Annotated in this window: 19 protein-coding genes; 7 read left to right on the top strand and 12 right to left on the bottom strand. The window is 67.3% G+C overall.

Translation table 11 applies throughout. The features are described from left to right. Positions 1-98 precede the first annotated feature (98 nt). Together ABZ803_RS21895 and ABZ803_RS21890 are read left to right on the top strand one after the other, a co-directional pair. Complete coding sequence (locus tag ABZ803_RS21895; RefSeq protein ID WP_040871272.1) at positions 99-569, top strand: SRPBCC family protein; 471 nt, start codon at positions 99-101, stop codon at positions 567-569. 10 nt (positions 570-579) lie between these two features. Continuing rightward, positions 580-1,152, top strand: coding sequence for a ribonuclease H (locus ABZ803_RS21890; RefSeq protein ID WP_063050315.1), 573 nt, complete (start codon positions 580-582; stop codon positions 1,150-1,152). Between the two features lie 73 nt (positions 1,153-1,225). Here ABZ803_RS21890 and ABZ803_RS21885 read toward each other — a convergent pair whose 3' ends face one another. From ABZ803_RS21885 to ABZ803_RS21845, 9 genes are all read right to left on the bottom strand, one after another. Further along, the gene (locus ABZ803_RS21885) at positions 1,226-2,053 is read right to left on the bottom strand and encodes a hypothetical protein (protein ID WP_357041104.1); all 828 of its coding nucleotides are present in this window, start codon (positions 2,051-2,053) and stop codon (positions 1,226-1,228) included. 132 nt (positions 2,054-2,185) lie between these two features. Continuing rightward, on the bottom strand, positions 2,186-3,364 hold the full coding sequence (locus ABZ803_RS21880; RefSeq protein WP_062966825.1) for an MCE family protein: 1,179 nt from the start codon (positions 3,362-3,364) through the stop codon (positions 2,186-2,188). Next, the gene (locus tag ABZ803_RS21875; RefSeq protein ID WP_357041100.1) at positions 3,361-4,449 is read right to left on the bottom strand and encodes an MCE family protein; all 1,089 of its coding nucleotides are present in this window, start codon (positions 4,447-4,449) and stop codon (positions 3,361-3,363) included. The genes ABZ803_RS21880 and ABZ803_RS21875 overlap by 4 nt, the downstream gene beginning before the upstream one ends. A gap of 8 nt (positions 4,450-4,457) precedes the next feature. Further along, positions 4,458-5,567 (bottom strand): MlaD family protein, encoded by a 1,110-nt coding sequence (locus tag ABZ803_RS21870; protein WP_357041097.1) that lies wholly within the window; start codon positions 5,565-5,567, stop codon positions 4,458-4,460. Then, on the bottom strand, positions 5,564-6,562 hold the full coding sequence (locus tag ABZ803_RS21865; protein WP_357041094.1) for an MCE family protein: 999 nt from the start codon (positions 6,560-6,562) through the stop codon (positions 5,564-5,566). The genes ABZ803_RS21870 and ABZ803_RS21865 overlap by 4 nt, the downstream gene beginning before the upstream one ends. Continuing rightward, positions 6,562-7,605: an MCE family protein gene (locus ABZ803_RS21860; RefSeq protein ID WP_357041091.1), complete on the bottom strand. Its 1,044-nt coding sequence runs from the start codon at positions 7,603-7,605 to the stop codon at positions 6,562-6,564. Before ABZ803_RS21860 ends, ABZ803_RS21865 begins: the two co-directional genes overlap by 1 nt. Beyond that, positions 7,602-9,092 (bottom strand): MCE family protein, encoded by a 1,491-nt coding sequence (locus tag ABZ803_RS21855; RefSeq protein ID WP_357041088.1) that lies wholly within the window; start codon positions 9,090-9,092, stop codon positions 7,602-7,604. Before ABZ803_RS21855 ends, ABZ803_RS21860 begins: the two co-directional genes overlap by 4 nt. A 7-nt stretch (positions 9,093-9,099) precedes the next feature. Beyond that, complete coding sequence (locus ABZ803_RS21850) at positions 9,100-9,963, bottom strand: ABC transporter permease (protein ID WP_357041085.1); 864 nt, start codon at positions 9,961-9,963, stop codon at positions 9,100-9,102. A gap of 4 nt (positions 9,964-9,967) precedes the next feature. Next, positions 9,968-10,822 carry an ABC transporter permease gene (locus ABZ803_RS21845; protein ID WP_040871285.1) on the bottom strand — a complete coding sequence of 285 codons (855 nt, stop codon included), beginning with the start codon at positions 10,820-10,822 and terminating at the stop codon, positions 9,968-9,970. Between the two features lie 526 nt (positions 10,823-11,348). On the opposite strand from ABZ803_RS21845, the gene ABZ803_RS21840 reads away from it, so the two are divergent. Further along, a complete protein-coding gene (locus tag ABZ803_RS21840) occupies positions 11,349-12,023 on the top strand; it encodes a S1 family peptidase (RefSeq protein WP_357041081.1) in 675 nt (224 codons plus the stop codon). Between the two features lie 51 nt (positions 12,024-12,074). Here ABZ803_RS21840 and ABZ803_RS21835 read toward each other — a convergent pair whose 3' ends face one another. Both ABZ803_RS21835 and ABZ803_RS21830 read right to left on the bottom strand, forming a co-directional pair. Next, positions 12,075-13,526: an MFS transporter gene (locus ABZ803_RS21835; RefSeq protein WP_357041078.1), complete on the bottom strand. Its 1,452-nt coding sequence runs from the start codon at positions 13,524-13,526 to the stop codon at positions 12,075-12,077. 40 nt (positions 13,527-13,566) lie between these two features. Next, a complete protein-coding gene (locus ABZ803_RS21830) occupies positions 13,567-14,193 on the bottom strand; it encodes a hypothetical protein (protein ID WP_357041075.1) in 627 nt (208 codons plus the stop codon). A 188-nt stretch (positions 14,194-14,381) separates the two neighbouring features. Here ABZ803_RS21830 and ABZ803_RS21825 point away from each other — a divergent pair, with 188 nt between their 5' ends. From ABZ803_RS21825 to ABZ803_RS21810, 4 genes are all read left to right on the top strand, one after another. Continuing rightward, positions 14,382-14,891 (top strand): DUF6764 family protein, encoded by a 510-nt coding sequence (locus tag ABZ803_RS21825; protein ID WP_357041072.1) that lies wholly within the window; start codon positions 14,382-14,384, stop codon positions 14,889-14,891. Between the two features lie 127 nt (positions 14,892-15,018). Further along, complete coding sequence (locus ABZ803_RS21820; protein ID WP_357041334.1) at positions 15,019-16,242, top strand: serine hydrolase domain-containing protein; 1,224 nt, start codon at positions 15,019-15,021, stop codon at positions 16,240-16,242. Between the two features lie 50 nt (positions 16,243-16,292). Next, positions 16,293-17,669 carry a cytochrome P450 gene (locus tag ABZ803_RS21815; RefSeq protein WP_357041069.1) on the top strand — a complete coding sequence of 459 codons (1,377 nt, stop codon included), beginning with the start codon at positions 16,293-16,295 and terminating at the stop codon, positions 17,667-17,669. Between the two features lie 307 nt (positions 17,670-17,976). Continuing rightward, positions 17,977-18,876, top strand: coding sequence for a L,D-transpeptidase (locus ABZ803_RS21810; protein ID WP_169332613.1), 900 nt, complete (start codon positions 17,977-17,979; stop codon positions 18,874-18,876). A 206-nt stretch (positions 18,877-19,082) separates the two neighbouring features. Here the strand turns inward: ABZ803_RS21810 and ABZ803_RS21805 are convergent, their stop codons facing one another. Then, positions 19,083-21,101 (bottom strand): M13-type metalloendopeptidase, encoded by a 2,019-nt coding sequence (locus ABZ803_RS21805; RefSeq protein ID WP_357041065.1) that lies wholly within the window; start codon positions 21,099-21,101, stop codon positions 19,083-19,085. Between the last annotated feature and the right edge of the window lie 61 nt (positions 21,102-21,162).

Genomic DNA, 21,162 nt, shown 5'->3' with positions numbered 1-21,162 from the left:
GCAACCTGGCGAAATAACGGACGAAAATCCCGCAGAGCCCTCGAATAAAGAGGAGAGCTGTAGTACTTTTAACGTCAGTCGTGGGACAGGGAGGGCCTATGGGCCACATCAAGTACGCGAGTGACGTCGGAGCGCCCGTCGAGGTCGCTTTCAGCTATACGGACAACCATCTGTTCGTACCGGATTGGATGTTCGGCATCGCGGACTTCGTACCGACCGGCGACCAGGACCGCGGACTCGGCGCGGTCTTCGCCACCACCACCCGCTTCGCGATCTGGCAACCGACTTCCACCTGCGAGATCACCGAACACCGCCACAACGCGGTGATCGGCTATACGCTGCGCGGACGGTTCTCCGGCACGCTGCGGCTGCGCTTCGACCCACTCGGTTACGGACGCTCGGTGCTGACCTCCGAGGCGGAGTACAGTCCACCTCGCGGAGTGGTCGGGCGCCTGAGCACCGGCTTGGTGGATGCCGCGGTCAAATCGGCGCTGCGGCGTACGGAGGCCCGGTTACGGAGGGAGATAGAGGAATTCCACGGTACCGATCTTGTCGGTCGGATTGCGTAGGGTGCCACCCATGATCATCGTGAGCACCGACGGATCCTGCCTCCGCAATCCCGGCGGCGCCATCGGCTGGGCTTGGGTCAATCATCAGGGCTCCTCCGCCAGCGGGGGAGCCGCGTCCGGAACCAACCAGGTCGCGGAGTTGCGCGCGGTGCTGGAGGCGATCGTCGCCCACCCTGGGTCCGAACCCCTGCTCATCGAGAGCGATTCGCTCTACGCGATCAAATGCGCCTCGGAATGGGTGTCGGGCTGGCGGCTCAACGGCTGGCGCACGTCCACCGGTGGCGCGGTGAAGAATGTCGAACTCGTCCGGCAGATCGATCGGGCCATCTCGAGCAGGCCGGGGCCGGTCCGCTTCCGTTGGGTCCGTGGTCATGTCGGCAACTACTTCAACGAGCAAGCCGACGCGCTGGCCGGAGAAGCGGCTCGGCAGGCCGCGGTCACCGCGGCTGTCGCCGAGGCGAACACCGTGGAAATGCTCGCGGTGACTGTGGAGGAAGCGTCGACGGCGCCGGAAGCGCCGAAAGACAAGGCCGCGGGGAAGGCGGCCGCGCCGTCGGCGCCACAGGCTTTGACGCTGTTCTGATCCGCCGGATCGTCGCAGGCTGCCCGAATGACCTCCGGCGGTGGTGGCTCGGCCCACCGCCGGAGGCGCTCGGCTAGTTACCCGGCTGCGGTGCGGGCTGACCAGACGGCGCGGGCTGACCGGACGGCGCCTGCTGCGGCCCGCCCGGAGCGGGAGCGCCGGGCAGACCGGTACCGGCACCCTTCAGCATCGGCGAATCGAGCTTCTCGACCAGCCACTTGTCGCCGGACTTCTGCAGCTGGGCGATCACCACGACGAACTGCCGCTCGGGGTTGGCCTGGGTGAAGTTGGTCCGATACTGCGTGAGGGTCACCAGCACCTTGGCCGAGGTCTTGTCACCGGCCTGGTAGCCGCACTGCACATCGTCGGCCCAGGACTTGACCTGTGCCTGCACCATGGCGTCTTTCAGCGCCTTGGTCGCGTCGTCGAACTCCTTGAGGAACTCGCCCGTCGAGCCGGCCTTCACCGTGGTGAAGTAGTCGTCCAGGTTCTTCGAGTAGTCGTAGACCGAGACGTCCTTGCCGAATGTGCACGCGGCGCTCGTGGAGTCGCGGATCGCGTCGAGCTTGTCGCCGCGATCCTTGCCCTGCAAGAAGAACACCACCACCGCGGTGATCGCGGCGACCGCGAGCACACCGGCCACGAACGCGGCCACCAGCGGAATCGAGGCGGACTTGCCGGACGGTGCGGAGGCCGCGGAGGCCGCCGCCTTGGGCGAGTCGCTCTTCGCGGCAGGCTTCGCGCCGGCCTCGGCCTTGTCTGCCTTCTCCGCCTTGGACAGCTCGGGCTTCGCCGCGCCGGCGGCGTCCTCCGACTTCCCGGATACCGCGTCGGTGCCCTTGTCGGAGGTGGCGGCCGTGGTCTCGGCGTCCTTGTCGGTCTCGGCGTCGTCGGTAGACATCGATAGAACCTGCACTTTCCCGGCGCGCATCGGTGCGCACCGATTGGCTTCAGCGGCCCGCGGCAGCGAACCTTACGCGTTTCACCGGCGAGTATGCCCGCCCGGCGGGAGGACCGCCGGGCGGGGTACGACTCACCGCACCGGAGGCAGGGTCCGCTCGTTCGGATCCACACCCGGCGGCATGTGCGCGCCGTTGTTGGGCACGTCGGGCCGCGGCGCGTTGGCGGCGCCGCGGATCTGCTGACCCGGCGGCGGGTTCTCGCAGTAGTTCCACATCGGGATCGTGCCGTCCTGCACGACCTCGTTGCGCATCTTCGGAGTGTTGTAGGTGCAGAACGGCCGCGGCCAGATGTCGATCATCGCGTGGAATTCGCCGTCGTGCGCCGGGACGCCGAGCGCCTCGCCACCGAGCGCGAGCGAGGGGAACAGCGCGCGCAGCGCGGGCAGCCGCAGCTGCGCCGCCTTCGTGATGGCCTGGAAGTTGGTCGCCAGGCTGGTGATCGGATCGGCCGTCCGGTCCACCACCGCGCCGAGGCTGGTGAGCTGGCCCGGCGCCTGGTCCAGCACGCGCTGCAATTCCGCGTTCGCGTTGTTGAACTGCTCGAACAGCACGCCGGAATTGCGGGTCAGCGTGGCCAGATCGGGCTGTGCGTTGGACGTGGTACTCGCGATGGTGCGCAGATTGGTGATCAGATTCGTGGTCTGCGGCAGCAACGAGTCCAAGCCCGCCGTCGCCAGGCTGATCCCGTTGACCAGGCCGCGCAGCTGATCCGGGCCGCCGCTGAGCGCGATGTCCAGCTCGTTCAGGATGACCTGGAAGTGCTCCGGATTGATCTGCGCGATCAGGGCGCTGGAGTTGTCCAGCACCGACCACACCGGCGTGGGCGTGTGGATCCTGTCCGGATCGAACTTGATCACCGCGCCGTTGGCCAGAAACGGCCCCTGTTCTGCATTCGGCCGGAAGTCGATGTACTGCTCACCCGCGCCCGACAGGGCCTGCACCGCGATCTGGGTGTCCACCGGGATCTTGTACTTCGACTCGATCTGCGCGGTGGCGGCGATGGCCTGGCCGCGATCGGACAGCTCGATCGATGTCACCTTGCCGATGCGCCACCCGCGCAACGTCACGTCGTTGCCCGGTTGCAGACCACCGGAACGATCCAGATTCACCGTGACGGTGTAGTCGGAACGCAGCGGGTTCACCCGCATGACGTTCAGCAGCAGGTATGTCGCGCCGACCAGCAGCACGAGCACCAGGCCCACGTTCGACAGGAAGATCTTGCTTCCGAACAGTTTGCGCGCCGAGGTCATCGCTGTCCTCCCACCCGGCCCTGCACCAATTGCAGCACCTGGATCAGGCTGCCCGCGAAGTCCTGCAAGTCGTTGAGGTCCTGGAGCTTGCCGTGCTGCGGATCGGTGAGCGCGCTGATGTCCAGGTTGGTCGCGGTCGCGTACACCGCGAAGCTGCTGCCGCGGAAGGTCGCGTCGACCTTCGGCCGCAGCACCCGCAGTCGATCGAGCAGGACGCCGAAGCCGTCGCCGGTCTTGGCGATCGCGTCCATCAGCTGGTGGGTGTTCTCCAGCAGCCCGTTCAAGCTCTCGGTCGAGGTGTTCGCGTAATCGCCGAGGGCGGCGCTGGCGGTGGACAACTTGGCGAGCAGATCGCCGAGGGCCCGGTTGTTCTCGGCGATGGCGCCGATCATCTGCGGCAGCGTGTCGGCCACCTCGCCGAGTTCCGACCGCCTGCCCTCGATGGTGTTGGCGAGGGTGCTGAACTCACCGAGCACACTGTCCACCCGGGCGGAGTTGTCGTTCAGACTGCCGACCACGCCGGTCATCTCGGTGATCAGGTGGGCGAGCTGCTCGCCGCGGCCGCCGACGATGGAGTCCAGCTCGGAACCCAGCTTGGACAGGCTGGCGATGCCGCCGCCGTTGAACAGCATGGAGACCGAGATGAGCAGCTGCTCGACGGTCGCGCCCGCGGAGGTGCTGTCGAGGGTGAGCGTGTCACCGTCGTGCAGCATGTCCGCGCCGGGCTCGGTCCTGGGCTTGGACACCGCGACGAACACATCACCCAGCGGGGTGGCCTGACGCAGTTCCGCCGTGCTGCCCTTGGGCAACTCGATGTCCTTGCGGATGGTCAAGTCCACGACGGCCTGGAAGTTCTTGGTCTTGATGTCGGTGACAACGCCGACATCCGAGCCACCGATCTTCACCTTCGCCTGGTCGGGCAGGTTCAGCGCGTTCTCGAAGACCGCGTGGATCGTGTAGGTCTCCCCGCCCTGACCCGGTTTCGGCAACGGCAGTTTCTCCACCGTGAGCCCGCAGCCGGAGCTGACCGCCACACCGGCTACCGCGGCGACGGCGACCAGCGTCCTGCGTGCCTTGATCGTCATTCGGTACGTCATTTCGTCAGTCCGAGCAGTGCGGCGGTGAGCCCGTAGTCGGGTCCGAAGTCCTGCATGTTTCCGGTACGGCAGCCGTCGGCCTTCATCTGGATGCGCTCACAGAACAGGCTGACGATCTCACCCGACAGCGCGGTGCCGATCACCGCGTGCAGCCGGACGTACCCGTGCTCGCGGTTGATGATGTTGTCGACGTTCTGCATGACCATCGGCGCCAGGTCGGCGACTTCGGTGAGGCCGTAGGCGTTGTCGCGCAACTGCTGGGTCACGTTGGTCAGGCCGGTCATCGTGCCGGACAACTGGCTCTCGTACTGCGTCAGCGTGGTGCTGGTGTTGCGCAGGAAGGCGAGGAGTTGATCGAGCGTGGCCTGCAGACCGGGCGCTTGATCGGCGAGCAGGCCGGTCATCTGGGTTACCCGGTTGCTGAAATCGCGCACCGACTGGTCGTTCTCGGCCAGCATGGTGGTGAGGTCGTTCAGCTTGATGATGATGCTGGAGATCGCGTCCTTGTTGTCCACACCGACCTTCAGCGCACTGGACAGCGCGTTGAGGGTGTCACGGATCTTCTCGCCGTTGCCGTTGAGCATCGGGTAGAGCACCCGGCCCGACAGCGGGCCGATGCCCTCCTGGCCCGGCTCCGGCTTCAGCGCGGCGGCGAACTGATCGATGGTCTTGATCATCGTGTCCAGCTCGACGGGCGTCTTGGTCCTGGCCTTGGGCAGGTGCGCGCCGTCGGCCAAAGTCGCGCCGCCGGTGTAGACCGGGGTGAGTTCGATGTGCCGGTCGGTCACGATGGACGGCGAGATGATCGCGGCGATGGCGTCCTTCGGGATCTTCACGTCCTTGTCGATGGACATGTGCACCTCGATGAGGGTGCCTTTGGGCACGATCTTGTCGACCTTGCCGACGTCGAGCCCGAGCACCGTGATCGGATTGCCCTCGTAGATACCCGCGATGTTGTCGAAATCCGCGGTGAACTGCAGGGTGGTGCCCAGCGCGTTGTTCACCGAACTCGGCAGCAGCGAACAGCTGCCGATCGTGAGCGCGGCGGCGCTGATCATGAACGCCTTCGCGACGGTCCTCAGCGGAAAGCCCGTGCGGAATCTCATCCCTGGCACCCCTCGATGACTTGGGCGAAGCACAACCAGTTGTCCGGGAACAGCCACGGCAGGCCGACATCGCCGTACGGACCGCTGCCGCCCCAGGAGTTCGCCAGGTAACGCAGGGTCGGCGGCATGATCGACAGCATCCGATCCAGGTTGTCCTTGTTCTTCTGCAGGCCCTCGGCCATGGTGTTCAGCTGCTGGATGGTCGGGCCGAGCTGATCGTTGTTCTCCGCGCCGATCGCCTCCAGCTGCTTGGTCAGCGCGGCGACGTTGTCCAGCAACTGGCGCAGCAGCGCCTGGCGCTCCATCACCCGATTCGCGATGGCCTCACCCTGGGTGATCACCAGCAGGATGCTGTTGCGGTTGTCGCCGAGGATCCGGGTGACCCGGTCCAAGTCCTTCAGCAGGGTGTCCACCTCGGCCTTGCGGCTGTCGATCACCTTGGCCAGCGCACCGACGCTGTCCAGCGCCTGGGCGGTGAGCTGGGGCGAGCCGTTCATCTGCTCGTTGATCAGGTTCAGCGAGTCGGCCAGCTTCTTGGTGTCGAGCGCTTCGAACTTCGGCGTGCCGACCTGCACGACGTCGGCCAGGTTGTACGGCACCGTGGTGTTGGACACCGGGATCCGCTTGCCCTTCAGGCCCGAACCGTCGCCCGGTTCCAGGTCGACGTACCTGGCGCCGAGCAGCGTGGCCATCTTGATCGATGCGCGCGCGTCCGGGCCGAGTTTCACGTCGTCGCTGACGCTCAGCGTGAGCAGCACGTGACTGCCCTCGAGTTCGGCGTCGACCACCCGCCCGGAGGACACCCCCGCGATGTTCACCTTGTCGCCGACTCTGATACCTGCGGCCTGCACGAACTCGGCCTTGATCGACTGCTCGCCGACGCCGAGGAGCTTGTAGACGCTGGACACCACCAGCAGCACCACGATGAGGGCACCGCCGATGACGCCCAACCAGAAGAACCGGTTGCTTTCGAACCTGGACCTGAGCTTCGTCATCATGGGCGGCACACCGCCGAGTGCGAGGTGCCACCGATCTGCGAGAACAGACCGCGGGGGAACAGGACACCGTAGAGCGACAAGTCCAGCCCGCACAGGTAGGCGTTGGCGTAACCGCCCTCCGAGGTGTGCCTGCCCGCCGCGGACAGGACGTTCGGCAGGTCGATCGCCGCTTGATCGAGCTTGGCGCCGTTGTCCAGCAACAGCGTCAACGCGGCGCTGGTGGAGTTCTGCGCGGTGCGCAGGCTCGGCTGGATCCGGTCCATCATGCCCACCAGCGACGTGGTCGCGGTCGCGATCTGCTCGGTCGAGCCGAGCAACGACTGCCCTTGTTCGTACAGCCCGCCGATCAGGGCCCGGGTCTGGGTCACCAGGGTCTCCAATTCATCACCTCGTTTCGCCAACCCCGACATCACGCCCGACAGGTTGGTGATCACATCGGACAGGATCGCGTCCCTGCGCTGGAAGTCGGTGGCCAGCTGGGCGGCCTGCACGATGAACGCGCTCAACGAGACGCCGTCGCCCTGCAATGCCTGGATGAAGGTCTCCGACAACCGGTTGACCTGTTCGGGCTGCAACACCTGGAACAGCGGCTGGAATCCGTTGAGCAGACCGGACACATCGAACGACGGCTCGGTCCGATCGATCGGGATGGAACCGTTGTTCTTCAACGGCGCCGGGCTCGATGCCTTGCCGGGAGCCAGGGCCACGTACCGCTGACCGATCAGGTTCTGGTAGCGGACCAGCGCTTTGGTGTCGTTGTAGATCGTCTGGTCGCGCTGCACGACGAAGGTGACCTTCGCGACCGACTTCTTCAGATTCGCGTCGCGGCCCCGCTCGATCTTCTCGACCTTGCCCACCCGCACGCCCGCCATGCGGACGTCGTCGCCCTCGTGCAAACCGAGCACGTCGGAGAACGTCGCGGAGTAGGTGTAGGTGTCCCCGTTGACGATGCGCGCCAGCGTGTTCCACACCACCACCGTGACCAGAATCGACACGATGGCGAAGATGGTGAAGCCGATGAGCGGCTTGCGAATGCTCATCGTCCGGCACCGTTGTCGGACACCTGCATGGTTCCGCCCTTCAGAATCGAGCTCAGCAGCAGATATTCGGCGGTGGTCGGCTTGCGGCCGAGCAGCGCGGGGATCGCCGAGTCACCGCGGTAGGAGATCGGCGCCGCCGACGGGGTGCCTTCGGGGGCGGCGGCCGGCGCGACGGGCGCCGGAGCCGCGGCAGGCGGGAGCAGACCCGGCGGCAGCATCGGGAACAGGCCTTCGAGCGGAGTGCCCGCGAACGGAGCGGGTGCACCGCCGGTGGGGGCGGCCGCGGTGGCGCGGCTCGGGTCCGGTGTGGTGACGCCGGGGATCAGCGGCAGGCCCGGCATCGGCACGACCGGGGGAAGCCCGGCGGCCGAGGCGAGCGCGCGCGGCTTCAGCTGTTCGGGCAGCTCGCCGACGTCGGCGACGGCGGGAGCGGTGAAGCAGCTCGGCCCGACCATGTCGCCGTAGCGCGGGCAGTCGGCCACGGTGTAGGGCCGGTACGGCGTGAGGGTGATGCCCGCGTCCCAGACCTGCTGCTTCTGCGGGCCCCACTTGAACGTGGTGTCCATCCGGCGCATGGTCTCGCTGAGGTTCAGCAGGCTCCTGGTGATCGCGTCCGGGTCCGCGGCGAGTGCGCCGAACATGTCGTTCGTGCCCGCGGTGACCTCGATGCCCACGTTCGGGTTGCGTGCGAACAGGTCGTTGACCGTGTCGATGGTGCCCGAGGTACCGGTGATCAACGCGACCAGCTCGCCGCGGCGGTCGGCGATGGTGCGCGCGGTCTGCACCGAGGTGCCGAGCACGTCGACCAGCTCGGGTGCGGACTGGTTGAGCGCGTTGAACGAGGCGGAGAAGTCACCCAGCAGCGCACCGAGATCGGGAATCGACTCGTCCACGGCCAGCAGCCAGCGGTCCAGCCGCTCGACGGTGGAGCCGGGCACCCGGCCGCTGCCGTCCAGCGCCTGCGACAGGGTGCCCAGCACCCGGCCGAACTGCACCGGATCGATCTTGTCGAGGATGTTGCGGACCGTGGTGAGCGTGTCCTGCAACGCGATGGTGCCCTTGCTGCGGTCTTCCTCGATGACCGAACCCTCGTGCAGGTACTGGTCGGCGGGCCCGTTGAAGACGAGTTCGACGGAGGTGACGGCGAACAGATTGCTCGGCACCACGCGAGCGGTCACGTTGGCCGGGATGTCGTCGGCGAACTCCGGCTTCATCTCGATCCGGACCTTCTGCAGTTCGCCCTTGGCCGCGACGTCGACGGTCTTCACCGCGCCGACGAGCACGCCGCGGAACTTGACGTCGGCCTGCTCGGGCAGACCGTCACCCGTGGTGGTCAGGTTCGCGGTGACGTTGACCTTCTCCTGGAAGAACCCTTTGTAGCGCAGCATCAGGAAGCTGAGCACCAGCGCGAACACGACCAGACCGCACACGCCCGCGATGAACAACTGCCGCATCGTGGGCCCGCGCCCACTGGGATCGATGATCATCTGGTGTCTACCCCGAGATCCGGATGCCGGGGTTGACGCCCCAGATCGCCAATGTCATGAACAGATTCGCGAAAACGACCGCGATGATGCACATCTTGATCGCGCGGCCCGCGGCCACGCCGACGCCCTCGGGGCCACCGGAGGCGAAGAAGCCGTAGTAGCACTGGATGAACGTGGTGATCGCGACGAACAGGATCGCCTTGATCAGCGAATAGACGACGTCGGCCGGGACGAGGAACTGATAGAAATAGTGCTGGTAGGTGCCCACGGCGGTACCGCCGATCAGCTGCACGGTCAGCGAGCACGACACGTAGGCCATCGTCAGGCCCAGGCAGTAGAGCGGGATGATGGCGATCATCGCCGCGAACATCCTGGTGCTGATCAGGTAGGGCAGCGGCCGGATGGCGATGGACTCCAGCGCGTCGATCTCCTCGGAGATGCGCATGGCGCCGAGCTGCGCGGTGAACCGGCAGCCCGCCTGAGCGGCGAAGGCCAGCGTGGCGAGCAGCGGGCCGAGTTCGCGAGTCGTGGCGAACGCCGAGATCGCGCCGGTGATCGGGCTCAGGCCGAGCAGGTTCAGCGAGTTGTAGCCCTGGATGCCGACGGTCATGCCGCCGAAGGCGCTCAGAATGACGACGACGCCGATGGTGCCGCCGCCGACGACGAGATTGCCGTTGCCCCAGGTGACGTCGGAGAGCAGGCGCCACACTTCCTTGGGGTAGTGCTTGAGCGCCAGTGGAATCGAGCCGATCGAGCGCAACAGGAAGAACACCTGGTGGCCGAGCCTGGCGAGCCAATCGACCGGCGCCTGGGCCGATTTCCGGATCGTCTGGAGAGGCCGCAGCAGCGGCGGTACATAGGTTGATGACACCGGCTCAGACCACCTGTGACGGGAATAGTGCGTTGTAAACCTGGGTGATGATGAGGTTCACCCCGAACAGCATGATGGTGGAGCCCACCACCGCGGAATTCACCGAGTTCGCGACACCGCCGGGACCGCCGCGGGTGTTCAATCCGGTATCGCAGGCGATGATTGCCGCCAGCAGACCGAAAATCAGCGATTTCACCAGCGCGACAAGAAGATCGGTGGTCACGGCGAACGACGAGAAGGTGCCGACATAGGAGCCCGGCGTGCCGTTCTGCGCGAATATATTGAAGATGTAGCCGGTCAGGAATCCCACGAAGACGACGAAGCCGCACAGCAGCACGCTCACCAGCATCGCCGCGCCGAGCCGCGGAGCGACCAGCCTGCGCATGGGGTCGACGCCCATGACCTTCATGGCGTCGATCTCCTCGCGGATGGTGCGCGAGCCGAGATCGGCGCAGACCGCGGAGCCGACGGCGCCCGCGATCATCAACGAGGTGACCAGCGGGGCGCCCTGCTGGATGATGCCGAGGCCGTTGGCCGCGCCGATGAACGAGGTGGCGCCGACCTGGCCGGCGACCGATCCGACCTGGATGGAGACGATGACGCCGATCGGGATGGCGACAAGCAGCGTCGGCGCCGCGGAAACGCTGGCCATGAACGCGCACTGCCGGACGAACTCGGCGAAGGGGAAGCGCCTGCGGAAAATCGAGACGAACAGTTCGGCGACAGCCGCGAAGCCCATCGTGATCTGCCTGCCGAAGGTCTCCAGCGAACGCTTCGGATGATCCTGCCAGTAAGACCTCGTCCAATCGGCCGCACCACTGAACCGTGACCCTGATGGTGGACTCTCGGTCGACTGCACTGGCTAATCCTCCTCGACGCCGGTTGGCTGCCCCGGCGACTCGTTTGCTTGACGCACCTTACTACGGAGTAGTGCAGAACACACCATCCCCTTGTGATCGCAGTCATAGATGTCGCTCACCGCTGCCGGAAAGCAATGGTTAAGCCGTGGAACATTGGGAACGACCCCAAAGACGGCGGCCCGAGCTCTGGCACAAGCTACAGCCCAGCTGCACGAATCCGAGATCCGCAACGGCGATTCGGCTAATTTCTTTGGATAATTCTCATCGAAAATCAGATTTGTTTCCGGAGACCAACACAACGACTCCTTACTATCACTCGGACACTAACGTTCACAGGCTTTTCACAATTGTGATAGCCGAATGCTATTAGGCGCGTAAGATACATTCCATCTCAGTTGTACGAAATAGGGTTGAAGCCCGGAGCAGTGGGGACAACCCCGGTAGTGGTGACGCGCCCGAGATCGTTTACTGACACGATGGGTGCGACAGATTGATATCGTGCGGGCTTCCGACGTCTGGAGGGACATGTTCAGCAAACTCGCCAAGGTGGCCAACGCCGCCTTCGCCGTCGCCCTTGGCGCGGCGCTGCTCGGCACGGGCACAGGGGCCGCGAACGCCCAAACGGGCCCGCCGGTGTTGGGCGGTGGATCCGGCATCATCATCGACAACCAGTTCGAGTGCACGGTCACGACTGTCGGCCATGACAACGCGGGACGTCTGGTCGGCTTGACCGCGGGCCACTGCGGCGACCCGGGCGCGCAGGTCTACGCCGAAGCCGATCGGGAGGCGGGCGTGATCGGCCGGTTCGCCTACTCCAACCACGACCTGGACTACGCCGTCATCCAGTTCGAGCCGGGCAAGATCACCCCGGTGAACCGGATCGGCAATGTCACCATCACCGGGCTGGGCGCACCCGCCAACTTCCCGCAGATCGTATGCAAGGAAGGGCGCACCACCGGCAACACCTGTGGTATCGCCTGGGGTGACGTCTTCCGGACGAACGTCGAGACCTGGAGTCAGATGTGCGTGGTGGAAGGCGACTCCGGTGCGCCGGTGGTCGTCGGGACGACGCTGGTGGGCATGGTGAACGCCTATCTGGCCCTCGCGTGCTTCGGTCCTGAGGTAGGTACCAACATGAGCGCCATCGTGGCCGACATCAACGCACGCGGCGGCGTCGGCACGGGTTACGTCCCGATCTAGCGGACCACCCTTTCGACTTGCGGCCCGAGCGGAGCGATCCGTTCGGGCCGCTTATTTTTCGCTCGGAGCCGGCGCCACCGCCGGACCCGCGACGGCGCACTGCGGCATGCAGTCGACGCTGTCCAACGCGGGCGCGTGCCGCTCGGGACGCAACAGCACGGCGGCGAGCACCGCGCCGGTCACCAGCAGCCCGGCGCACAGCCACATCGCGGTGGCGAAGCCGTCGTCGAAGGCGGCCGGGTCGCCCAGCGCACCAGAGATGCCCGCGACCCCGGGCAGCGCCGCCACGGCGAGCAGTTGCGCGGTGCGCGCGACGGCGTTGTTCACCCCCGAGGCGATGCCGGCCTCGCTCGCGGGCACCGCGCCCAGCACGGCGCCGGTCAGCGGCGCGACCAGCACCGCGAGCCCGAGCCCGAACACGAGGACGCCCGGAAGCACATCGATGAAGTACCTGGTCTCGGGTCCGATGCGCAGCAGAAGCACCAGCCCGGCCGCGGCCAGCAGCGGTCCGGCGGTCATCGGGATGCGCGGCCCGTGCACTTGCGCCCAACGTCCCGCGGGGGCGGAGAGCGCCAGCATTATCACCGTGACCGGCACGGTCGCGACCCCGGACATCAGCGGCGAGTATCCGGCCACCAGTTGCAGTTCCAGCACCAGCAGGAAGAACACGCCACCGAGGGCGGCGTAGACCGCGAGCGTCACGAGATTCGCCGCGGTGAACACCCGCGAGCCGAACAGGGCCGGCGGCACCAGCGGATGATCGCTGCGCAGTTCGATCAGGACGAAGGCCCCGAGCAGCACGACACCGGCCACGATGAGCGACGGCATGGTTTCGATCAGTCCGAGGGTCAGCGCACCGAGCGCCAGGGCCACCACCAGTGCGCCGGGCACGTCGAGTTCGGCGGCGGCGCCGGGATCGCGGCTCTCGGGCACGTGCCGCAGCGCGACCAGGACGACGACGAGGGTCAACGGAACGTTGAGGAAGAAGATGGACCGCCAGCCCGCGACCTCGATGAGCCAGCCGCCGAGGAACGGCCCGAGCGCGCCCGCCACGCCGCCGAATCCCGACCACAGTCCGATCGCCGCGCCTTGATCGCGCCGATCGATGGACGAGGAGATCAGCGCCAGGCTGCCCGGCGTGAGCATCGCGCCCGCGACACCCTGCAGGATCCGGGCCGCGACCAGCATCTCGATGGTCGTCGCGACGCCGCACAACACCGACGCGAGCGCGAACGCGACGGTTCCCCACACGAAGACCCGCCGCCGGCCGAGCTTGTCGCCGAGCGAGCCGCCCAACAGGATGAACGAGGCGAGGGTCAGGGTGTACCCGTTCAACGTCCACTGCAGCCCGGCGACATCGGTATCCAGCGATTCGCCGATCCGCGGCAGCGCGATGTTCACGACCGTCGCGTCGAGCGAGGCGACCGACGAGCCGAGGATGGTGGCCAGCAGAATCCAGCGACCCGTGCCGGATTGCAGCCGCGGTAGCTCGGTGGTGCTCACCTACCCAACCTAGCGGCCCGCAGGCGGTGGGAAGCCCCGGTCAGAGTTCCTGGACGCAGACGACGAAGCGGCGCTTGTCGTAGACGTACCCGGTGCCGCTGCCGCAGACGCTGACGTCATCGGCGCCCTGCTGGATCTTGACCACCTTCACGCCCTTCGACGGCGACGAGCCGGTGCAGTCGATGCGCTTGGGGTCGTCACCACCGACGTCCATGCAGCCGCCGACCACCCAGTCGATGTCCAGGCACAGCGCGCCCTGCTCGATGCCGTTGATGGTCTCGGCGTAGTAGTTGTCGGCGTCGCTGCTGCACTGCGAACTCTTCGCCTTCTTGTCGATCACCTTGTAGTTCGATTCACGGCTGCCGCACGACGCCTTCTCGATGGTGGCGTTGGTGGTGGTGCCGCCGAGTTTCACACAGTCGTTGACGTTCGCGTCGAAGTCGGTGTCGCCGCTCGGCTTGCTCGTCGTCGGCTTGCCGCTGCTCGGAGTGGGCTTGCCAGAGGACGGTTTCGGCGTGCTGGTCACCGACACCGCGTCGATCGTCCCGTTGTCCACGGCGGGCTGGGCGGTACCGCTGATCGTGGAACTACAGCCGACCAGCGACAATCCCGCCGCGATGGCGAATCCGGCGAAGGCGAGACGCCCCCAGGTCAGTTGACGAGACACGTACAGTCCTCCCGAGCTGTAACGCCGGCGAACTCACGCCCCCGTGATCCGAAGTTGCCTTGGCTGTGCTTGAAATACCACGCCATGAATACACCATGGACCGAGCGCGCGTCGAGCCGAAGGCGGAAACGAACCGCTGCCAACAAGTCTGGGTATGGTGGGATTTCTGGTCCGAGAGGAGTCCCCGGGTGAAGCTGATCAGCGCAATCGTGTGTTCGACCGCCGCGATCGGAGGCTCCCTCGTCGTTCCGGGGGTGGCGGCCGCTGCCGACGTGCACTGCCGATCGGACCACGGGACCGACATCACCGTCATCGATGGGGAGACGGCCTGCCGCGCGGCGACCGACAGTTACGGCTCGGCAAGGGCCAGCGGGATCGATGGGGTCGGCTACGCCAATGCGACCCTCGGCGCCACGGCCATCGGCATCGGTGCGGCGGGCGGCGTCGGTGCCAGCGAAGGCGCGGGCGGAGTTCCGGTCGCGGTCGGCCTCGGCCCGGACGCGGTCGCACTGACCTCGACCAACGACGACCCGGCGGCACGGACGTTCGCGATCTCCATCGCACTCGAAGGATCGCGTGCGGGGGTGGAAACCGCCGAGCAGTCGGTGGTCTGTCTGGGCGTCGCGGCCTTCGCGTGGAACGCCGACAGCGGCGACGCGTGCCTTGCCACCCCTTTTGGGCTCTGGCAGACCCACTGAACGGGTTACCCTGGTTGACCAGCCCGGATAACGGCGGTCAGGAGGTGACCCCATGGTTTCGGCAATGGCGGCGGACGACTTCGAGCCCGCCGATTCGGCCCGCGACAAGCTGGCGGCACCGCGCGAGATGCTGGTCGACCCGCGTTTCATCCGGCTGGCCGATCAATTCTTCGGCCTGTTCGCCCAACCCGCGCGCGGCGGCGGTGCACTGGCGGTCTACCTCGACGGCAGGCCCGTGGTCGACATCTGGGCCGGCTGGGCGGACAAGGAGCGGCGCTGGAACGGCGATACCGTCGCGCTGACCTTCTCCACCGGTAAGGGCGTCGCCTCGACCGTCGTCCACCGACTGGCCGAACGGGGCCTGATCGGTTACGACATCCCGGTGGCCGAGTACTGGCCGGAGTTCGCCGCGCACGGCAAAGACGACATCACGGTTCGCGACGTGCTCTGTCACCGCGCCGGCCTGCACCGGGTGCGCGGCCTGGTGCCCGGCCGCGAAGGCATCCTGAACTACGACGCCGTGGTCCGGGCGCTGGCCGACAGCCCGCCGGACCCCCGGCGCATCCGCACTTCCGGCTACCACGCGATCACCTTCGGCTGGCTGGTCGCCGAACTCGTGCAGCGGGCGACGGGCACACCGTTCACCGAGGTGTTGCGCACCGAGATCGCCGAGCCGCTCGGGTTGGACGAGTACTGGTTCCGCGTCCCGGAGTCCGAGCGACACCGGATCGCCAAGATCTTCCGGCCGCTCGGCCCGCCGGGCATCCGCTGGAACACCGCCTCCTCGGTGCTGTCCTGGGTGCGGCCGGTGCGCGGACTCGCCGAGGCGGGCATGCCGGAGAGTTTCGACGAGCTGGTCCGCGACCCCCGGGTGCACGACGCGGTGATGCCGGGCTGGAACGGCGTCTTCTCGGCGCGCGCACTGGCGCGGATGTACGGCGCGCTGGCCAACGGCGGTGTGGTCTACGCCGGCATCTCGGGGCCGGGCGTCCATGGTGTCGGTGCGACCGGATCCGGGCAGGTCGTGCGATTCCTGGCCCCGGAGACGATCGCGACCATCGGCCGCGCGCAGTCGGCCCACAGCCGCGATTACGTGCTCGGTCTGCCGATCACCTTCACCCTCGGCTATCACCGCCCGGTATTGATGTCCAAGCAGCAGCCGCGGCATGCGTTCGGCCACTACGGCGTGGGCGGCTCCGGCGCGTACGCGGACCCGGATCTCGGCATGTCGATCGCGTTCGTGACCAACGGGCTCGGCAGCATGGTGACCGCGCTCGGCGACGCCAGGCTCGCGCGGCTGGCGGCGACGGCGCAGACCACGGTGCGCAAGCACAAGCAGGCCCGAAGCTAGCGTCGAACCGCTCCGGCGGCGGCTTCGTAGTTCTCGGTATGGATGTGCGCATGCGTCGAGCCGACGCGGGTGACCAGCGTGCCCGACCGCGCGTGCCGCGCTCGACCGCACTGCACGCCGTGGCCGCGGGGATCGATTTCGACCGGTACTTCCGGTGGCGCAGAGCGCGCGAAGGCGACCCGTTCTATGTCCGTTTTCCGGGATTCGGCGCCGCGCTGTTCACCGGGACGGCCGCCGGCGCCCAGGAGATCTTTCGCTCGCCGGCGGATTTCTCCGAGCCACCGCGGCCGAACCCGATCGAACCGATGGTCGGCGCAGCGTCGCTGATCCTGGCCTCGGGTCCGCGCCACCGCCGCGACCGCGCGCTGCTCGCCCCCGCCTTCCACAGCGCACGGATACGGGAGTACGGCGCGCTCATCCGGGAAGCCACCTTGCGCGAGATGGCCGGGGAGGGGGAGAGCGGTCAGGTGTGGGCGGCGGGCGCGCGGGTCGACGCTCGGGCGGCGGCGCGTGCGCTCACGCTTCGGGTGATCGCGACGGCGGTGTTCGGGGTGCGCGACCCGCGTCGGCAAGCGGAGTACGCCGCCGCGGTGACGGACTTCCTCGCCGCGTTCTCCGGGCCGTTACTCCTGGTCCCCGCGCTGCGGCACGGACTGCGCGGGCACGGACCCTGGGACCGGTTTCGCGCCGCGCGCGAACGACTGGATCGTTTGATCCGGGCCGATATCGCGCGCAGGCGCGGGCACGTCGCCGCGCAACCCGGCGGCGTGCTCGACGTGCTGCTGGCCGCGCACCCGGACGCCGCCGCGGATGACGAGCTCTGCGAGCAGGTACGCACCTTGCTGGTGGCCGGGCACGAGACCACCGCGACCACCCTGGTCTGGGCGCTGTTGCGGATGCACCGCGCGCCGGAGGCCTTGACCCGGCTGCGGCGGGAGCTACGCGACGCGGGCCCGGAGGCGAGCCCGGCGGAGCTGGCCGCACTGCCCTACCTGGATGCCGTCTGCCAGGAGACGCTGCGGCTGCACCCGCCGGTTCCGATCGTCCTGCGCCGCCTGATCGAGCCTTTCGCGCTGCGCGGCGTGTCGCTCGCCCCCGGGGACACCGTGGGGATCGCGGTGCCGTTGCTGCACTCCGATCCGGAGGTGTGGCCGGACCCGCGGCGCTTCGACCCGGGTCGCTTCACCGAGCGCCGCTACCGGCCGTTCGAGTTCGCCCCGTTCGGCGGCGGCCACCGGCGCTGCGTCGGCGCGGCCCTCGCGGACTACGAGTTGCGGATCGCGCTGGCCACCATCCTCGGGCGGGTAAGCCTGCGGCTGCCTCCGCGATATGCGCACGGGAGGGTGCCGCGCTCGGTGCCGCACAACATCGCGACCGGTCCGCATCGCCCGATTTCGTTCGAAGTGATCAGTGAGCTTGGTCACTAACTAGTTTGCGGTGAACCATCTTTCACGTTCCCGTCGACTCCGGCCCGATGCTGTCCTATCCGGTGTGACCGGGAGGTTTGCCCGCAACGATACCCAAGTGAAGTGATTGTGACCGACACCACAACGAGCACGGTTGCTGTATCACTCTGAAACGTCGGTGGCTAGGGGGCGCGCCGGGACGGTAGGAATGGACGACGGGTCGGGCCGTCGATACCAGTGGGGCGCTCTTCTGGCTCCGCGCTGAAATGAAAGATCTCGCCACGCGCGCTTACGCGTGCGCGCGAGAGATGGAATGGACGAGAAACCTATGCATGCCGCTTTGCACACCGGATCGTTGCCTGCTCGCCGCAAGGGAGCGCGGCTGACCCGCCGGATGCGTGAGGGCGCCCTGCTGTCCGCCGCGATCGCGGCGGCCGGTGTTCTGCTCGTCGCGCCTGCTCACGCCGAACCGATCCCGGGTCTCGGCACCGGATCCGCCGCCGCGGCCACCGAGCCCGCGCCGCAGGCGAACTTCGCCCCGCCCTCGATCAATATCGCCGACGGCGAGGTCGTCGGCGTCGCGCAGCCGATCATCATCACCTTCAAGGAGCCGGTGACCGACCACGCCACCGCCGAGAAGGCCATCCAGATCACCTCGTCGAAGGCCGCCCCCGGCCACTTCTACTGGCGCGGTGACAAGCAGGTGCGCTGGCGTCCGGACGAGTTCTGGCCGGACAACACCGACGTGCAGGTCCAGGCGGGCGGGACCACCAGCTCCTTCCGCATCGGCGACGCCTTCGTGACCACCGCCGACGACGAGACCCACACCATCACCATCACCCGCAACGGCGAGGTGGTGAAGGAGATGCCCACCTCGATGGGCAAGCCCAAGCACGAGACGCCGAACGGCACCTACATCGTGGGCGAGCAGCTGCGCAAGATGACCATGGACTCGTCGACCTACGGCGTGCCGGTCACCGACCCGGAGGGCTACAAGCTCGAGGTCGAGTACGCCACCCGCATCTCCAACAGCGGCATCTTCGTGCACGCGGCTCCCTGGTCGGTCGCGCAGCAGGGCGTGTCCAACGCCAGCCACGGCTGCCTGAACGTCAGCACCGAGGACGCCAAGTGGTTCTTCGAGAACGCGCGCCGTGGCGATCCGGTCGTGGTGCAGAACACCCAGGGCGGCACGCTCAGCGCGAGCGACGGCCTGGGCGACTGGAACTGACGATTCGGTAGCCCGGATCGGCGCGAAGCCGAACATTACGATCGACTCCTCGAAGTAGTCGATCGTGATGTTCGGCTTTCGCTGTATTCGGAGGATGGTCGCGAGCGTCGACCGCGGCTTTCAGGTGCGGCTCGGTGACCGGTTGTCCCGCGGCACAGGACCGTCCGAGCCGAGACGGCCGCTCACGACCGCCTCGGCTCGGCGAATCACCAGATCTTCACACGCTCAGCGGGATCCAAGTACAGCGCATCACCGGGTTTCAGGTCGAACGCCTCGTGGAAGCTGTCGATGTTGCGCACGACCGCGTTGCAGCGGAACTCCGCAGGGGAGTGCGGATCGGTGGCGAGCCTGCGCACGGCTTCCTCCGCACGGGCTTTTGTGCGCCACACTTGCGCCCAGCCGAAGAACACCCGTTGCAGGCCGGTGAGCCCGTCGATCTCCGGTGCGGGGGCGCCGCCCAGCGAGATCTTGTACGCCTCCAGCGCGATGGAGAGGCCGCCGAGGTCGCCGATGTTCTCGCCGATGGTGAACCGGCCGTTCACCGTGTGCTCGTCCGGCAGGTCCTTCGGAGACAGCACGTCGTACTGATCGATCAGCGCCCTTGTCCGCTTGCCGAATTCGGCACGATCCTCGTCGGTCCACCAGTCCACCATGTTGCCGTCACCGTCGTACTTCGAGCCCTGGTCGTCGAAGCCGTGCCCGATCTCGTGGCCGATCACCGCGCCGATACCGCCGTAGTTGGCCGCGTCGTCGGCGTCCATGTCGAAGAACGGCGGCTGGAGGATGGCGGCCGGGAAGACGATCTCGTTCATGCCGGGGTTGTAGTAGGCGTTCACCGTCTGCGGGGTCATGAACCACTCGTCCCGGTCGACCGGACCGCCGAGCTTCTTCAGATCCCGATCGTGTTCGGCCGCATAGCCTCTGCGGTAGTTGCCCACCAGATCGGCCGGGTCGATCACCACGCCCGAGTAGTCCCGCCACTTGTCCGGGTAGCCGATCTTCGGAGTGAACTTCTCCAGTTTCGCCAGCGCGGCGAGCCTGGTGCCCTCGCCCATCCACTCCAGCTCGGCGATATTGCGGCGATAGGCCTCCTGCAGGTTGGCCACCAGTCCGACCATGCGCGCTTTCGCTTCGGGCGGAAAATGTTCGGCCACATATAGTTTGCCGACCGCCTCGCCGAGCAGACTTTGCACCAGCGCGACCCCGCGCTTCCAGCGTTCCCGGTTCTCCTCGGCGCCGGTGAGCGTGCGACCGTAGAAGTCGAAGTTCTCCTCGACCACCTCGTCGGTCAGATACGGCGCCCGCGCGCGCAGCACCCGCCACGCCGCCCATGCCTGCCAGTCCGCGAGCGGCTCGTCGGCCCACAGCCGCGCGAACGTACGCAGATAATCCGGCTGATGCACCACCGACTCGGCGAACAGCTCGGGGCCTGCCGTGTCCGTGCCTTCGGCCAGCGCGGAAGTCCAGGCGGCCCAGTCGAACTCGGGATTGTCGGCGACCAGCGCGTCGAAGGTGGTCAGGTTGTATCTGAGTTCGGCGTCCCGGCGGCGCACCACGTCCCAGTGCCCGGCGGCCAGTTTCCGCTCCAGCTCGAAGACACGTTCTCCGACGGTGTCGAGGTCCTCCGGCAGCAGCCCGGCGACCTGCGGGTCGGCGGCGGCCAGGGCGAACATGCGGTTGATGTGCGCGATGTACTTCGCACGGATCTCGGCGAACTCGTCCTGCCGGTAGTACGACTCGTCGGGCAGGCCGATGCCGGACTGGGTGGCGTGCGCCAGATAGCGGTTGGAGTCCTTGTCATCGGTGTCGACGAAAACGCCGACGGCGCCCCCGACCCCGGTGCGCTGCAACCGGCCGAGCAGCGACGCGAAAGTCCCCTTGTCACCGACCTCGGCGATCGCCGCGAGTTCGGCCGCGATCGGCGCGAGCCCGGCGGCGGCCACCGCGTCGGTGTTCATGAAGCTGGAGTACAGGTCCCCGATCTTGCGGGCTTCGCTGCCCGGCTCGGCGTCGGTGGCCGCGGCGTTCTGGATGATTGCCTGCACGTCCAGCTCCGCCTGGTCGTACAGCGCGCGGAAGGCGCCGTCCACCGCCCGGTCGGCGGGGATCTGATAGTCGGCCAGCCATTTGCCGTTGACGTGCGCGAACAAATCGTCCTGCACCCGCACGTCCTCGTCGAGGTGGGACAGGTCGATACCGGAAGGACGGGTCAGTTCGGAAGTCACGGTGTCCAGTATGCCGACAAGAGCGTGAGTAGGCCCCCGGGCACGGCGGGCCCGGGGTGGC

The organism is Nocardia sp. NPDC047648, from assembly GCF_040642815.1.
GTDB lineage: Bacteria > Actinomycetota > Actinomycetes > Mycobacteriales > Mycobacteriaceae > Nocardia > Nocardia gamkensis.
This window is presented reverse-complemented; position numbering and strand designations above follow the sequence as displayed.

Bases quoted from the DNA above. Each gene is read 5' to 3' on its own strand.
- ABZ803_RS21895 (WP_040871272.1), top strand. From the start codon at position 99: ATGGGCCACATCAAGTACGCGAGTGACGTCGGAGCGCCCGTCGAGGTC.
- ABZ803_RS21890 (WP_063050315.1), top strand. From the start codon at position 580: ATGATCATCGTGAGCACCGACGGATCCTGCCTCCGCAATCCCGGCGGC.
- ABZ803_RS21885 (WP_357041104.1), bottom strand. From the start codon at position 2,053: ATGTCTACCGACGACGCCGAGACCGACAAGGACGCCGAGACCACGGCC.
- ABZ803_RS21880 (WP_062966825.1), bottom strand. From the start codon at position 3,364: ATGACCTCGGCGCGCAAACTGTTCGGAAGCAAGATCTTCCTGTCGAAC.
- ABZ803_RS21875 (WP_357041100.1), bottom strand. From the start codon at position 4,449: ATGACGATCAAGGCACGCAGGACGCTGGTCGCCGTCGCCGCGGTAGCC.
- ABZ803_RS21870 (WP_357041097.1), bottom strand. From the start codon at position 5,567: ATGAGATTCCGCACGGGCTTTCCGCTGAGGACCGTCGCGAAGGCGTTC.
- ABZ803_RS21865 (WP_357041094.1), bottom strand. From the start codon at position 6,562: ATGACGAAGCTCAGGTCCAGGTTCGAAAGCAACCGGTTCTTCTGGTTG.
- ABZ803_RS21860 (WP_357041091.1), bottom strand. From the start codon at position 7,605: ATGAGCATTCGCAAGCCGCTCATCGGCTTCACCATCTTCGCCATCGTG.
- ABZ803_RS21855 (WP_357041088.1), bottom strand. From the start codon at position 9,092: ATGATCATCGATCCCAGTGGGCGCGGGCCCACGATGCGGCAGTTGTTC.
- ABZ803_RS21840 (WP_357041081.1), top strand. From the start codon at position 11,349: ATGTTCAGCAAACTCGCCAAGGTGGCCAACGCCGCCTTCGCCGTCGCC.
- ABZ803_RS21820 (WP_357041334.1), top strand. From the start codon at position 15,019: ATGCTGGTCGACCCGCGTTTCATCCGGCTGGCCGATCAATTCTTCGGC.
- ABZ803_RS21815 (WP_357041069.1), top strand. From the start codon at position 16,293: ATGCGTCGAGCCGACGCGGGTGACCAGCGTGCCCGACCGCGCGTGCCG.
- ABZ803_RS21810 (WP_169332613.1), top strand. From the start codon at position 17,977: ATGCATGCCGCTTTGCACACCGGATCGTTGCCTGCTCGCCGCAAGGGA.